The sequence below is a fragment of the Haloarcula sp. Atlit-120R genome, assembly GCF_003665885.1.
In the GTDB taxonomy this organism is placed as follows: domain Archaea; phylum Halobacteriota; class Halobacteria; order Halobacteriales; family Haloarculaceae; genus Haloarcula; species Haloarcula taiwanensis.
The window spans coordinates 676324-689208 of sequence record NZ_QPLN01000001.1; the positions used below are offsets into that span (position 1 = coordinate 676324).

The 12885-nt window shown below is 64.2% G+C and carries 15 protein-coding genes; 7 read left to right on the forward strand and 8 right to left on the reverse strand.

The window, feature by feature from the left end:
- Window positions 1–7: 7 nt before the first annotated feature.
- Window positions 8–970 (reverse strand): C-terminal binding protein, encoded by a 963-nt coding sequence (locus DVK01_RS03450; RefSeq protein WP_121535413.1) that lies wholly within the window; start codon window positions 968–970, stop codon window positions 8–10.
- Between the two features lie 164 nt (window positions 971–1134).
- Here DVK01_RS03450 and DVK01_RS03455 point away from each other — a divergent pair, with 164 nt between their 5' ends.
- Complete coding sequence (locus tag DVK01_RS03455) at window positions 1135–1407, forward strand: ubiquitin-like small modifier protein 1 (RefSeq protein WP_053967310.1); 273 nt, start codon at window positions 1135–1137, stop codon at window positions 1405–1407.
- Between the two features lie 24 nt (window positions 1408–1431).
- Here DVK01_RS03455 and DVK01_RS03460 read toward each other — a convergent pair whose 3' ends face one another.
- Window positions 1432–1833: a MoaD/ThiS family protein gene (locus DVK01_RS03460; RefSeq protein ID WP_101350908.1), complete on the reverse strand. Its 402-nt coding sequence runs from the start codon at window positions 1831–1833 to the stop codon at window positions 1432–1434.
- 91 nt (window positions 1834–1924) lie between these two features.
- On the opposite strand from DVK01_RS03460, the gene DVK01_RS03465 reads away from it, so the two are divergent.
- The 3 genes from DVK01_RS03465 (at window position 1925) to DVK01_RS03475 (ending at window position 3035) form a co-directional block, all read left to right on the forward strand.
- Window positions 1925–2293, forward strand: a complete 369-nt coding sequence (locus tag DVK01_RS03465) for a hypothetical protein (RefSeq protein WP_101350909.1) — start codon at window positions 1925–1927, stop codon at window positions 2291–2293.
- 108 nt (window positions 2294–2401) lie between these two features.
- Entirely contained in the window at window positions 2402–2656 is a 255-nt protein-coding gene (locus DVK01_RS03470) for a hypothetical protein (protein WP_004591078.1), read from the forward strand.
- Between the two features lie 10 nt (window positions 2657–2666).
- Complete coding sequence (locus tag DVK01_RS03475; protein ID WP_101350910.1) at window positions 2667–3035, forward strand: hypothetical protein; 369 nt, start codon at window positions 2667–2669, stop codon at window positions 3033–3035.
- On the opposite strand, the gene DVK01_RS03480 is transcribed toward DVK01_RS03475, so the two are convergent.
- Together DVK01_RS03480 and DVK01_RS03485 are read right to left on the reverse strand one after the other, a co-directional pair.
- The gene (locus DVK01_RS03480; protein WP_101350911.1) at window positions 3019–3384 is read right to left on the reverse strand and encodes a hypothetical protein; all 366 of its coding nucleotides are present in this window, start codon (window positions 3382–3384) and stop codon (window positions 3019–3021) included. The genes DVK01_RS03475 and DVK01_RS03480 overlap by 17 nt on opposite strands.
- A gap of 36 nt (window positions 3385–3420) precedes the next feature.
- Window positions 3421–5367 carry an aldehyde ferredoxin oxidoreductase family protein gene (locus tag DVK01_RS03485; RefSeq protein ID WP_101350912.1) on the reverse strand — a complete coding sequence of 649 codons (1947 nt, stop codon included), beginning with the start codon at window positions 5365–5367 and terminating at the stop codon, window positions 3421–3423.
- A 257-nt stretch (window positions 5368–5624) separates the two neighbouring features.
- On the opposite strand from DVK01_RS03485, the gene DVK01_RS03490 reads away from it, so the two are divergent.
- Window positions 5625–6215 (forward strand): 50S ribosomal protein L15e, encoded by a 591-nt coding sequence (locus DVK01_RS03490; protein ID WP_101350913.1) that lies wholly within the window; start codon window positions 5625–5627, stop codon window positions 6213–6215.
- A gap of 191 nt (window positions 6216–6406) precedes the next feature.
- Here the strand turns inward: DVK01_RS03490 and DVK01_RS03495 are convergent, their stop codons facing one another.
- The 4 genes from DVK01_RS03495 to DVK01_RS03510 form a co-directional block, all read right to left on the reverse strand.
- Window positions 6407–7438, reverse strand: coding sequence for a Brp/Blh family beta-carotene 15,15'-dioxygenase (locus DVK01_RS03495; RefSeq protein WP_101350914.1), 1032 nt, complete (start codon window positions 7436–7438; stop codon window positions 6407–6409).
- Complete coding sequence (locus DVK01_RS03500; RefSeq protein ID WP_101350915.1) at window positions 7429–8154, reverse strand: lycopene cyclase domain-containing protein; 726 nt, start codon at window positions 8152–8154, stop codon at window positions 7429–7431. The genes DVK01_RS03495 and DVK01_RS03500 overlap by 10 nt, the downstream gene beginning before the upstream one ends.
- Before the next feature lie 48 nt (window positions 8155–8202).
- Window positions 8203–9174, reverse strand: a complete 972-nt coding sequence (locus DVK01_RS03505) for a phytoene/squalene synthase family protein (RefSeq protein WP_101350916.1) — start codon at window positions 9172–9174, stop codon at window positions 8203–8205.
- A gap of 256 nt (window positions 9175–9430) precedes the next feature.
- Window positions 9431–11011, reverse strand: a complete 1581-nt coding sequence (locus DVK01_RS03510; RefSeq protein ID WP_121535415.1) for a bacterio-opsin activator domain-containing protein — start codon at window positions 11009–11011, stop codon at window positions 9431–9433.
- 129 nt (window positions 11012–11140) lie between these two features.
- Between DVK01_RS03510 and DVK01_RS03515 the strand changes: the two genes are divergently transcribed.
- Window positions 11141–11425 carry a hypothetical protein gene (locus tag DVK01_RS03515; protein ID WP_101350918.1) on the forward strand — a complete coding sequence of 95 codons (285 nt, stop codon included), beginning with the start codon at window positions 11141–11143 and terminating at the stop codon, window positions 11423–11425.
- Window positions 11426–11491: 66 nt separating this feature from the next.
- Entirely contained in the window at window positions 11492–12862 is a 1371-nt protein-coding gene (locus DVK01_RS03520) for a ribonuclease R family protein (protein WP_121535417.1), read from the forward strand.
- The last annotated feature ends 23 nt before the right edge of the window (window positions 12863–12885 follow it).

The window sequence follows — 12885 nt, forward strand, 5'->3', positions numbered from 1 at the left end:
GCCGCCGCTACAGCCAGTCGGTCTCCGGGTCGATGCGGTCCGGCGGCGTCTCGCCGGCCAGCGCGGCCCCGACGTTCGCGGCGACGGCGTCGTTCAGGTCGTCGCGGGCCTCCTCGGAGTACCACGCCGCGTGGGGCGTGACGATGCAGTTGTCCAGGCCGACAAGCGGGTGGTCCGCCGCCGGCGGTTCCTCGGCCAGCACGTCGAGGCCGGCGGCCGCGATTTCGCCGTCCTCAAGCGCCGTCCGGAGCGCCGCTTCGTCGACGAGGCCGCCGCGACCGGTGTTGACGAGGATTGCCTGGTCACGCATCGCCGCGAGAGCGTCGGCGTCTATCATCGCTTCCGTCTCATCGGTCAGCGGCGCGTGGAGAGAGACGTAGTCAGCCCGGTCGTACAGCGTCTCAAGCGTGACTTTCTCGACATCGGCTTCGGCCATCTCCTCGGCGTCGACGTACGGGTCGTACGCAACGACGTCGAGGTCGAAGCCCCGCAGTTGGTCGCGCACCCGCCGTGCGATGGGACCGAAGGAGACGAGACCCAACGTCTGGCCCCGGACACGATGTACCGGCCGGGTTCGCTCCCAGCCCCACCCGCCGTCGCGAACGTCGCGGTCGTACGCCGTGAGCGTCCGAACGCAATCCAGCAGCAGCGTCACCGTGTGGGTGGCAACCTCATCGGTACAGTACTCGGGGACGTTCGTGACGGTCACGCCGTTGTCTGCCGCCGCGGACACGTCGATGTTGTCGATACCGACGCCCGCCCTCGCTACGACCTTGAGGTCGTCCAGTGCGTCGAGTACCGCGGCAGTGACCGGCGTGTTCACGTCGACGACCAGCGCCGCCGCCCCGGCGGCGGCGTCCCGGAGCGAGTCCTCGTCGCCGGTCTCCGCCGCGACGACGTCGGCGTCAAGCTCCGCTCGCAGTCGGTCGACATCTATCATCGGGTCATCGCTCGCGACCACACGTTCCATATGCGGAGTCATGGACTGGGACGCTAAAACGGGTCGAAGTCGTTCCCATCGAATAGGAATTCGAGGTCCATGATCGATTGAATACAACGAGTAAATCCGTTGCTCGTTCGAAGCACGCGGTCCGAGCGCTGTGATTTAAGCCACTCGACCGCCAACCCAGCGGTATGCAAATCGAGCTGCGGTTTTTCGCCAACTTCCGGGAAGCCGTCGGACAGAAAACGGTTCACCGCGAGTACGAAAGCGACCTGCAGGCCGGCGACGTGCTCCGGCAGCTCTCCGAGGAGTTCACAGAGATGGACCTGTTCGAGGACGGCGAACTCCGGGAGTACCTGACAATCCTCCTGAACGGAACGGACATCACGCATCTCGACGGACTAGAGACCGCACTGGAAGACGGGGACGAACTCAGTGTGTTTCCGCCAGTCGCCGGGGGCTAGGTCCTGCTGCAGTCGGGTCCCGAATCAACAACAGAAGATGAACGGGAACATCAATCCGACGCGGTCGCCGGCTTCTAATTCTGTGTCCAGTCCGTCGAGATGTTCGTTGAACTCACCGTTGACCGCCACTCGCGCGTAGCATCTGGTCTGCTCGCCTTCGGGGTTTTTCGCCCAGTCGCCCGGCAGGTCCGCCATCTCCGGGGCCCAGCCCTCGGTGGTGGCGTCGGCTTCGGTTTCCGCAATGAGCATCTCGCTCACGTCGTACTCCCGGAAGAACGCGTCAAGGAAGTCACGTAGCGTGTTCCCTTCGAATGTGTATGATAGCGACGGTTCACCGACGACCCGACGAACGTGGCCGGTACACCTGACCTCAACGGTGGTCAGATCCGGGTCCGACATCTCCCGTTCCAGTGTCTCACTGCTCATACGTGCGCTACACCCCGCTCCTACAAATCAGTGAAGTCGAACATGTTCGCCCATCGATGGGGTTTATTTGCGGCGAACTCTGTGTGGCGATATGGACGATATCGAACTGGGGATTCCGTCCGGGATTGTTGAGTCGCTGCCGCCGGACAGCGAGGACACGAAACGCGATATGGAACAGGCTGTCGGTGGCTGGGAGCGGGAACTCAACGCCGCGCTCAACTCCGAAGAGCCGGCTAGTGCCGTCGTCGACCACATCGAACAGTTCGAGAGTCGGTGGGAGGCCTACGACGAGTACGTCGTCGAACTCCGGGCCTGGGGCCAGTCGCCTATCTACGCGATGGCCTGGCGCGACCTCCACGCCGCCGTCATCGCCCAGATCTACGACCACGAGAACTTAGACGAACGCATCAACCGCGAGCGCAACGCCCGCATCGTCGACGACGGTATCCGTCCGGGGTAGGCCGTATCCACCCGAGAGCGGTGGCCCCCAGCCGAGATAGCGCGGGTGTGTCACAACAGCACAGGGACGCCGATAGGTTTAGACGACCGCACCCGTAACGACCACACGATGGAGCGTGAACGGAGTTTTCGCGGCATCTCGGTTCGAGCCGCTATCGGGTATCTGGAGAACCTCGGCGGCGAGCAACGCGGCGAAGCGACCGTCGAAGGCGACGGCTGGGCGGCGACACTCTCGGAGGAGAAAGTCGCTATCGGCCCGAGCCTGCAGCTCAACGAGGTGACGATCGAGTTCGATGGCGAGCCGGAGACACTGGAGCCGCTCATCGAGAAGTTCGCACAGAAAGCGATGCGAGCGGGCGGCTGACCGGGCAGCGATGGCTGACTCGTCGTACCCAATCGAGGGGCAGATCGTCCTGCTGGCTGGCACGCGTGCGAGCATTCCACTCGACCAGCTCCCCGACCTGTTGGAACGGGTCCAGACGTATCTCCGGGAGCACCGCGCGACCTATGACAGGGAGTACGAACGCATCAGCGGCCCCAGAGAAGCCGATTACGTCTGCGCCGAGTCGGGCCACTGGGACAGTATCGGCACAGAGCTCGGACTGGGCGACCGCGAACAGGACGCGGTTCGGCGGGCCCACACCGCCCAGTTCGAGCGCGACGGCCGGCGACTGGACAGAAGCGAGGAGTTCGAGACGACGCTTGAAATCAGGGACGTGCTGGCAGTTACTGCCGAACCGTAATCGTCTCCAAGACCCGCTGGGAGAAATCCGTCTCCGAGAGGTCGCCGTTTTCGAGGTCGTCGATCCACTCGCTGTCGACCGCCCACTCGCCGAGTTCGGTGTCGTCGAGGTCTGTCACGGTCGCCTCGATGTCGACCCCGGACCAGTCGTCAGCGTGGAGGTCCCGGAAGACGTTGATGACCCGGCCAATCTCCCGATGTGGAATGACGGCCGCCTCGTCGGCCGAAATCGACTCGTAGGTGAGCCGATACGTGTCGCCCTCGTCGGCGAACTCGGTGACGTAAACGCCGTGGCTGGTCAGTCGAGACTCTACCTGGAATTCGAAGTCGTCGATATCTTCCTTGCGCATTCGGGGACTGAAATGTGTTCGGGAGCCGGTGCCGCCTCAGTCGTCGCTCGGTGCCGCTGCGCCGCCGGAACTGACGCCGGTTCCGGGGCCGATGTCGATTCCCAGTTCGTCGAGTTTCTCGTCTGGAACGACACCGTTCTCCCAGTCACGCACCTCGTAGTACTCGTCTTTCATCTTCGAGAGCTCCGCGAGTTCGCCCTCGGAACCGCCCTGTGCCGGCATCGCGTGCTCGTCGCCTTCGACGAACCGGTTTGGCAGGTCGTCGTCGGAGCCGTCGAAGCCCGCGAGGTTGTTGTAGTACCGTTCGAGGTTGTAGATGCGCTCTCCGGCCTCCATCAGTTCCTCCTCGCTCACGTCCAGTCCGGTCATGCCGTTGTACTGCAGAACGTACTCCTCGATGCCCTCCGCGAAGGCGTTGAACTTGCAGATGTCGAAGGAGTCGCTGATGGCGTGGAGGTCCTGGAAGGTGGCACACAGCTCGCCCTTGCCCTCCCACTCTCGCGGGTCGACCTTCTCCGGGATGCCCAGAATCTCCGCCGCCGGCGTGTACCCGCGCAGGTGACACGCGCCGCGGTTCGAGGTCGCGTACCCGATTGCCATCCCCTTCATGCAGCGCGGGTCGTAGGCGGCCATCGTCTGGCCCTTGACCGCGAGGGAGTTGGTGTGGGCGTCGAACTCCTCGGCGAGGTGGTCCGGCCCCTCAGCGAGGTGGTCCGCGAGTTCCGTCTCGCGGTGGGCGATCATGTCAATCATGTCGATCATCGTGTCAGCGTCGCCCCAATCAATCCCGTCGCCGAGGTCGTCGAACTTGCCTTCCTCGGTCATCTCCATCGCCATCGCCATGGTGTTGCCCACGTCGATGGTGTCGACTCCCACGTCGTTACACCGTTCGAGCATCACCGCAATCTTGTCGCGCTCGACGTGGCCGGAGTTGGGTCCGAGCGCCCACGCGGACTCGTACTCGTAGGATTCGGTGCGGACGTTCATCTCCTCGCCCTTGTGCATCGCCTGCACCTCGACTTCCTTCTTGCAGGCGACGGGACAGGAGTGACAGGTCGGCTCGTCGACCAGGATGTTCTCCCGGACGTTCTCGCCAGAGACGTTCTCCGAGTCGATGATGCGCTCGCCGTCGCCCTCGGCGTCCGAGTACGACCGCGTCGATGAGTATTTCGCGTTTTTCGTCGGGAGGCCGTCCATCTCCTCGGTGAGATTCATCAGGACGTTCGTTCCGTACATCGACAGGCCGCCCTCGTTGGGCGCGGTCACGTCGGATTCCTGAATGACCTGCATCGCCTGCTTGTGGCCCTCCTGGAACGTCTCCTGATCTTTCGGCTTGGGCATCCGGGTGCTGGACTTGACGACGACGGCTTTGAGCTTCTTGTTGCCCATCACACAGCCGGTGCCACCGCGGCCCGACGCGCGGTCGTCCTCGTTGACGATGCAGGCGTATTTGACTTCATTCTCACCGCCTTGACCGATTGCCATCACAGAGAGGTTCTTGCCCAGCGAGCCGCCCTCGATTTCGCCTTCGAGGTCGTCGATAGTATCGTGGATGCCCTGGCCCCAGAGGTGTGAGGCGTCGCGCAGTTCCACCTCGCCGTCTTCGACGAGCGCGTACACCGGTTCGTCGGCCTGCCCTTCGAACAGCAGTCCGTCGAATCCCGACCACTTCAGCCGCGCGCCTGACCAGCCGCCGTGGTGGGAATCAGTGACGGTCCCCGTCAGCGGCGACTTCGTACAGATGGCGATCCGACCGCTCATCGTCACCTGTGTCCCCGTCAGCGGCCCGTTCATGAACGCCAGCAGGTTGTCCGGCCCCAGCGGGTCCACATCTGGCCCCTGGTCGAAGACGTATTTCACGCCGAGCCCTCGCGCACCGATATACTTTTTCGCGTCTTCCTCGTCAATACCTTCGTAGGCTACGTCCCCGTCCCCAAGGTCGATTCGCGCCACGTGGTCCTGAAAGCCACCAAGGTCTGTCATGGTAATACATGACTCTCTGGCTGGGAACAACTTAACGATTTGTGTTGCTAACTCACAGATATCCGACGCTTTCAGCGATCGCGTCCCTGCGTGACCAGCTCACATCCGTTGGTCAGGTCCGAACCGTTTAAGAGTCCGAACGGCAAACTCCGGAGTAACTCGCTGGACGACGGGCACCAGCGGGCACCTGCGTGTGCAGGTCGGGATGTGAGTCGCGAAACGCGACTTGAACCACGCAACGCCCGTGGTGAATACACATGGCACGAAGCGCATATTCGTACATTCGAGACGCCTGGAAGAACCCAGGTGACGGACAGCTCGCGGAACTACAGTGGCAGCGCCAGCAGGAGTGGCGCGATCAAGGGGCCGTCGAACGCATCGAGCGCCCGACCCGCCTCGACAAGGCTCGCTCGCAGGGCTACAAGGCGAAACAGGGCGTTATCGTCGCTCGCGTCTCCGTCCGGAAGGGTAGTGCACGCAAACAGCGACACAAGGCCGGCCGTCGCTCCAAGCGCCAGGGTGTCACGCGCATCACCCGCCGGAAGGACATCCAGCGCGTCGCCGAGGAACGCGCCTCCCGCACCTTCCCGAACCTGCGCGTGCTCAACAGCTACTCCGTCGGCCAGGACGGCCGCCAGAAGTGGCACGAAGTCATCCTCATCGACCCGAACCACCCGGCCATCCAGAACGACGACGACCTGTCGTGGATCTGTGCCGACGACCAGGCCGACCGCGTCTTCCGCGGTCTGACCGGTGCCGGCCGCCGCAACCGCGGTCTCAGTGGTAAGGGCAAAGGGAGCGAGAAGACCCGCCCGTCGCTGCGCAGCAACCGCGGCAAGGGCAAGTAACCCACCTTTTTCCGCATCGGGTGCGCGAAGCGCACCACTCGGCGCAAAACCGTGGGCGAAAAAGGCCGAACGCTCGCTCCACTCGCGTTCGGTGAACCGCGCTTGCTTCGCTCGCGCGGATGCCCCTCCGTGATTTTCGAGTTCAATTCTTCCAGACATCCGGCCCTAGCGCCATCTATAGAGGTAGCCGACTACACCCAGACGCCCTGTTCGCGGTCCATGATACTGACAACGACGACGTGGGGCAACGTGACGACCGCGATGAACACCAGATACAGCGCGACCCACTCCGGGACGGACCCCGGCGGGTTCGGGACCAGGAAGTACAGCCCGCCGAGCAGGGCGAGCGAGGCGACGGTCAGGGGTGCGGCGTCGCGGGCGAACCGCGCCAGCGCGGCTGTCGGGTCGCGGTTTTCGAGCGCGGCAGTGGCGTCGTCGTCGACCAGCAGCAGGCGGGCGACGTGGCGCAGCGAGTGCCACAGACAGAAGTACACGCCGATGGCGAGCACCGGCGGAACGAGGGCGAAGTACGCGAGCAGGCCCAGCGTCTCACCGGCGTCAAGCAGCCACGGCTGGCGGGCGTCGGCGCGAGCGAACCCGACGGCCAGCGTCGCCACGACGAGCGCGCCGTAGGCGAGGGCGAGCGCGGTCCGCACGTCGGTCCGGAACGCCCAAGCGATGGCGGCCGCGGCGTCGGGCGCGAACAGCGACACCAGGTCCGTGGCGACGCGGCGATACCACTCGGGGAACGCGAGCAGCGGGACCAGCATCGGCAGGCCGCCCCGGACGAGGACGGCCCCGACTCGCTGGGGGAGCGACCGGAGGTGGTCGGCGTCGGCCAGCGCGACCAGCGCGTACAGGTCGCCCTGGCCCCAGTGAAACCACGTCACCGCGATGAACAGGACAAAGGCCGCGGCGGGTGCGAGGAACCAGACGAGGGCGTAGGCACCGCCGACGACGCCGTAGAGCGCGAACACGCGGGCGATAGCCCGCCAGTCCGGGCGCTCGCCGCGGGTGCGTGCGACCGCGAGGTGGTCGACCGCGCCGTGGGGAAGGCCGAGCAGGACGGCACTGACGACCAGCGGAACATACTGGAGCGCGGGCGGTATCGAGACTCCGGCGAGGAACGGCGCGACGACGGCAAGGCTGGCAACCCAGCCGGGAATCAGGGCGATCCGGTAGCGAACAGACGGCTCGACGGCGTTGCGGTAGGTCACTTCCATCTGTCGATGAGCCAGACGTAGAGCACGACCCCTTGCACGACGAACAGCGACGTCAGGAAGAAAAACACCGCCTCCTCAATCGGCAGGTCAAGCAGGGGAATCGCGTACCCGGTTGTGTACTGTTTCGAGATGGTCCAGATCCCGAGTCGGATGGCAATGCTGTCGATACCACAGAGGTAGGCTGCCGGTACCAGTGTCCCACCGGCCACCGTCCGCCACTCACCGGCGAGGAAGTGCCACCCGAACAACCACTGGATGGCGAGAATCGGCCCGCTCCAGACCAGTAGAGAGCCGAGATACAGCCCCGAGTCGGAGCGCAGAAGCGCGAGGCCGGACAGAACGACGACAAGCGCAGCGGCGAACCCGACAAGCCGCGTCCGTACCGGCGTGGCCAGCGAGCGAGCTGTGTCCACCCGAAACCGGGCTACCCACAGCCCCACCATCGCGGTCTGCAGAACGAAAAAGAGGTACTCGCCGAGGGGAATCGACCAGAACCGCACCAGTACGGCGCCGTCGCCGTACCACCAGACGCCGCGTCGGATGAGCTCGCCGTCCCACGGCGTCGTGTAGACGAGCGCCAAGCCTGTGAGGATAGCCGTTGCTGTGAGTACGTCCCGGCGGCTGCCGAGGCGGTAGGTGGCCGTCAGCACCAGTGCGGCCACGACCGGGACCACGAACAGGGCGTGGAACTGGAGATACGTGGGCGTGGGCAACATTAGTTCAGGTGCGACACTGGGTCAGCGACGACGCCCGACGCGCGGGTGTCATCCACGCCACGTAGGCTGCCCGTGGCTGTGAGCGTCTGTCGGCGTCTCACCGGGGCCGCGCTCGGACACCGCGCTCACGGTGTAAAACGTCGCTTCGGGGTCACCGTTGCGCCGCCAGTGCCACCACGTGCGGGCGAGGAGCCAGAGCCGGCGGCGGCGGGTGAGATCCGGCGTCTCCGTCAGCACGTCGTAACCGCGGTCGCGAATGAGCCGGTGGTGGTCAGCGTACAGGACTGCGGCCAGCAACACGCCGAACTGGCAGTCTTCCGGCAGGTACCGAATACCGGCGACGCCCTCGCGATACAGTTCGTCGGTCCGGGCCAGTTCCTCCTGCATCACAGCGCGGAAGGCGTCGTCGACTTCGGCGTCGGCCAGTTGCTCTTCGGTGACGCCGTGGCGGTCAAGCGTCTCCTGTGGGAGGTACACCCGCCCGTAGTCGTGGATGTCCTCGCGGACATCCCGCAGGAAGTTCGAGAGCTGAAACGCCTCTGCCAGCGCCGTTGCGTGGGGCAACGCCTCTTCCTTCTGTGGCGGATCCATCACCTCTGTCATCATGTGCCCGACCGCGACGGCAGAGCCACGCATGTACTCGCGGAGATCCTCGAACGTCTCGTAGCGGGCCTGTGCGATGTCCATCTCCATCGCATCAATGAAGACATTGATCGTCTCCTCGGAGATGTCGTGACGCTCGGCGAGGTCCTGAAACGCCGCCATAACCGCCTCGTGGTCTGTTTCAGCCGGGTCAATGTTCCCGAGCGCGGCCTCGCGAATTACCTCCAGTTGCTCGTGCTGGACGGTCGGTGGCGGGCCGTCCGGCTGGTCGACGACCTCGTCCGCGACCCGGAAGAACGCGTACATGACGTACGTCGGGTGGCGGATGCGTTCCGGAAGTAGACGCGTCGCGAGGTGGAACGTCCGTCCGGTTTCCTGCTGTATCGATTTGCTCGTTTGAATGTTATCGGAGTGCATTGAAAGCTATCGGGAAGTCATTCGGCGGACGATTCGTCGCGCGCTTGTCTGGAGGCTGTACGTACTGGTCCGGTCGACCCGTGGTTGCACCGCTATCACTGGGTCGTGTGTCCTGTCCGTTCGCTGACGACAGAGAGGACACTGGTTCGATATCACTACATGTATATACGGTTGTTATCCGTATAAGTAGACTACCAAACTGCTTCGGGAACCACGTCAGGAGTCCGCTGTCGAGAGAGGGGTTCAAAAGCACGGGTTACCAGTTTTCGAACACTTCTTCCAGTAACTTTCGCTCACCAGCACGGAGGTGCTGGTGAAACGTCGATGGGCAGATGTCCATTGACTCGGCCAGTTGCTCGCCAGACACGTCTCGCGGCCAGTCGAAGAAGCCGCCCAGGAACCCTTTCCGGAGCGCCGTTAGCTGGCGATTGGTCAGTCGGTCCTCGACGTTTGCGATGAACGCCTGCCGGGAGACCGGTGGTTCGTCCCGTTCCCGCACGGAAAGTAGTTCTGTCTCCGGATACCGGCTGCGGACCTGCTCGACCACGCTCCGAGTTTCCATCGATGCCGGGAGCGCGACAGTGACCGTCGCCTGCCCGGGTTCGACCAAGATGTCGCCCGTCTGGGCCCCGCGGTCGGCGACAACGGAGACGACCGGCGGGTCCGAGACAGTGAACTCGAACAGTGCCGATGAGTCGGCCGTCGAAACGTGCGAGACACCCGAGACGTGTGGGTGGTCAGCGGCGACGGCGCAGACCGCAGAGGGGTCGTCGGTCTCGACGAGGAAGAACATCACCGTCTCCTCGCCGTCGGGAACGCTCCCGCCGTACTCCATCGAGCAGCCGAGTTCGCTCGCCACGTCGATGTAGAAGACCTCCGGGTCGGTGACCTGCAGTTCGAGTTCGGTAACGTTGTCGGCGGTCAGCAGTCGGCTGGTCTCGCGGGCGTCGATAGCCGCAGCAGTCGCCCGGCCGATGGTCCCCAGTACGGCCTGCTCTCGGGGGTCGAACACGTCGTCGCTGTCGGCGTAGACAGTGAGGACGCCGTACAGCGACTCGCCGGAGACGAGCGGGACTGCCGCGACCGATGCCACATCGGAGTCGGCGAGCCGGCTGTGTTGCTCGTCGATGTCGCCGGTCACCACCTGCATCTCCTCGGTTCGGGCCGCCTCCGCGACCGGGTCGTCGGCGTCCAGCGGGATGGACAGCGTTGTCGGGTGGTCGGCGGAGAGCGCCGTCGACGACAGCGTCTCATCGCGCAGGTCGAGTTCGGACACCCAGGCGAACTGGTAGGAGTCGACTTCGGCCAGCCGGTCACAGACGGTCTGCTGGATCGCCTCGCGCGAATCAACGGTCAGTACGTCGCCCATCACCGCTTTCAACAGCCCGTCGACCCGGTCGACGAGCTGTTTGAGGTTCTGTCGTTCGGCTTTGAGCTCCTCGCTCCGTCGCTCGGCCGCCAGTTCGGCGAGCTTCCGCTGGGTGATGTCGATGTGTGCGACGACGGCGCTCCCGGCTTCGTCGTCGGGTAACGGTGCGACCCGCATCAGAAACCACTGTTTCTCTTCCGGAGAATGACATGGGTACTCCATCGTGAACAGGTCCTGCTCACCGTCGATAACCGATTCGATGCCGCCGACTGCCTGTCCGGCGTATTCGTCCGCGTCGACATCAGTTGTCGTGAAGTAGTTCGTCCCCTCCATCTCCCCGTCCTCGTCGCCCGCGAACTCCCGCCAGGCGCGGTTGGTGAACAGGATCGTTCCCTCGTCGTCGAGGACAGCGATATTGATGGGTAGCGTGTCCAACGTCGAGTGAGCGAGTGTCTCTGGTGGCTTCATTCAGTGTCCCTGGCTCGGAATAGCCGATACCCTGTGTAATAGCGGCTGGTGAATAAACGTGTGGCCCGAAAACGGGGGACTGTTGCCTGTGCGAAAACCTCTAAACGCTATCGCCCGAAACCCGTAGGTATGTTCGGGTCCCGGAATTCCCGGGGAGAGTCAGTCACCTGCATCGCGTGTGGGGAGTCCATCTTACGATCCGAGGCCCGCGAGTACGACAAACACGGCGACCGGTGGGACCGCCGGGACAAGACGTTCGAACACCTCTGTAAAGCCTGTTTTGCCGAGCTGTGCCAGCAACCACGGGATGGCCTCGAAACGACGCTTGATGCCGCCGGAGCGGGCGAGGCCGATCAAGAGACGTTCCTGAAACGGTTCCGGGAACTCTCCGAGGGCGACGCTCGCAGGGAATGAGACGGGGGAGTTGCGGTCTAGTCCCACCCCGACAGCCCTAACTACGCCCTGTTCGTACCGGGTGACATGACTACAGAGGACGCGCAGGCGGCCGCCGGGACCGCCGAAGGGCAAGGCCCCGTCGAAATCGACCCGGAGATGGCCCGACACTTAGAAAACAAGCGCGAAGAACTGTTCGAGAAGTTCGGCATCCCCGACGAGTTTCCGCCCGAGGTACTTGAGGAGGCCAAAGAGCGAACGCAGGACGTGCAGGCCGAAATCGAGGACGAGGTCGACGAGCGCCGGGACCTCCGAGAGATGACGACCTGGACGACAGACCCCATTGACGCCCAGGACTTCGACGACGCCATCTCCATCGAGGAGCGCGAGGACGAGATCGTCCTCTGGGTCCACATCGCCGACGTGACTCACTACGTCAACCCCGACACGAAGATGTGGGAGCAGGCCGTCGAGCGCGGGAACACCGTCTACCTCCCGGCCTATACCGTCCACATGCTGCCGCCCGTCCTCGCCGAGACCGTCTGTTCGCTGGTCCCCAACGAGGACCGCCTGGCTCACACCGTCGAGATGCACCTCGACAAGGAGAACCTCGGCTACGAGGAGATAAACATCTACAAGTCCGTCATCCGCTCGGACGCTCGCCTGACCTACACCGAGGCCGAGCGCCTGCTGGACGAGCCCGAGACCGCAGACGACGTGCTGGAGGACAAGAGCGTCGACCTCGCGGAGAAAACCGAGCGCGTCTGGGAACTGGCCGACCGGATGCACGAACAGCGCAAAGAGGAAGGGTCGCTTGTCCTCAACCCCGCCCGCGACCGCGCCCACACTATCATCGAGGAGTGCATGCTGAAGGCCAACAAGGCTGTCACCCACGAACTGATGTGGAACCGCGGCGTCGAGGCGATGTATCGGGTCCATCCCCAGCCCAGTCCCGACGAGTGGGACGAGGCACTGGTCGAGATACAGGAACTCGACGGCGTCTCCATCCCCGGCGACGCTTGGGACGACCCACGGAAGGCCGTCAACGCCACGCTCGAACAGGCTCCCGGTCGCCAGCTCGATAAGATCCAATGGGCCGTGATGAAGGTGATGCCCCGGGCGAAGTACATGAACGACCCCTTCGGCGGCCACCACGCCCTGAACTTCGAGATTTACGGCCACTTCACCTCGCCGATTCGGCGCCTCTCGGACCTCATCAACCACTGGATCGTCTACACCAACGACGTGCCCGAGGACCTCGTCGCGCTGTGTGACCGCGCCAGCGACCGCCAGAAGGACGCCGAACAGTGCGAGCGCGAGTACAAGAACTTTCTACAGGAGGTCGGTCTCGATCCGTCTGCTGTCAACAACCGCGGTATCGAAGTGGTCGAGAATCCCGACGCGGGTGACGAAGGCGATGCCGACGCGGATGCCGCCGACGCAGCCGTCGAAGAGTAACGCCGGCAGCGCCGTCAGCCGCC

What these genes read in the sequence shown, in the direction of transcription:
- DVK01_RS03505 (WP_101350916.1), bottom strand. Translation starts at nt 9,174, where the DNA reads ATGCACTCCGATAACATTCAAACGAGCAAATCGATACAGCAGGAAACC.
- DVK01_RS03510 (WP_121535415.1), bottom strand. Translation starts at nt 11,011, where the DNA reads ATGAAGCCACCAGAGACACTCGCTCACTCGACGTTGGACACGCTACCC.
- DVK01_RS03450 (WP_121535413.1), bottom strand. Translation starts at nt 970, where the DNA reads ATGGAACGTGTGGTCGCGAGCGATGACCCGATGATAGATGTCGACCGA.
- DVK01_RS03520 (WP_121535417.1), top strand. Translation starts at nt 11,492, where the DNA reads ATGACTACAGAGGACGCGCAGGCGGCCGCCGGGACCGCCGAAGGGCAA.
- DVK01_RS03465 (WP_101350909.1), top strand. Translation starts at nt 1,925, where the DNA reads ATGGACGATATCGAACTGGGGATTCCGTCCGGGATTGTTGAGTCGCTG.
- DVK01_RS03475 (WP_101350910.1), top strand. Translation starts at nt 2,667, where the DNA reads ATGGCTGACTCGTCGTACCCAATCGAGGGGCAGATCGTCCTGCTGGCT.
- DVK01_RS03500 (WP_101350915.1), bottom strand. Translation starts at nt 8,154, where the DNA reads ATGTTGCCCACGCCCACGTATCTCCAGTTCCACGCCCTGTTCGTGGTC.
- DVK01_RS03515 (WP_101350918.1), top strand. Translation starts at nt 11,141, where the DNA reads ATGTTCGGGTCCCGGAATTCCCGGGGAGAGTCAGTCACCTGCATCGCG.
- DVK01_RS03495 (WP_101350914.1), bottom strand. Translation starts at nt 7,438, where the DNA reads ATGGAAGTGACCTACCGCAACGCCGTCGAGCCGTCTGTTCGCTACCGG.
- DVK01_RS03470 (WP_004591078.1), top strand. Translation starts at nt 2,402, where the DNA reads ATGGAGCGTGAACGGAGTTTTCGCGGCATCTCGGTTCGAGCCGCTATC.
- DVK01_RS03460 (WP_101350908.1), bottom strand. Translation starts at nt 1,833, where the DNA reads ATGAGCAGTGAGACACTGGAACGGGAGATGTCGGACCCGGATCTGACC.
- DVK01_RS03490 (WP_101350913.1), top strand. Translation starts at nt 5,625, where the DNA reads ATGGCACGAAGCGCATATTCGTACATTCGAGACGCCTGGAAGAACCCA.
- DVK01_RS03455 (WP_053967310.1), top strand. Translation starts at nt 1,135, where the DNA reads ATGCAAATCGAGCTGCGGTTTTTCGCCAACTTCCGGGAAGCCGTCGGA.
- DVK01_RS03480 (WP_101350911.1), bottom strand. Translation starts at nt 3,384, where the DNA reads ATGCGCAAGGAAGATATCGACGACTTCGAATTCCAGGTAGAGTCTCGA.
- DVK01_RS03485 (WP_101350912.1), bottom strand. Translation starts at nt 5,367, where the DNA reads ATGACAGACCTTGGTGGCTTTCAGGACCACGTGGCGCGAATCGACCTT.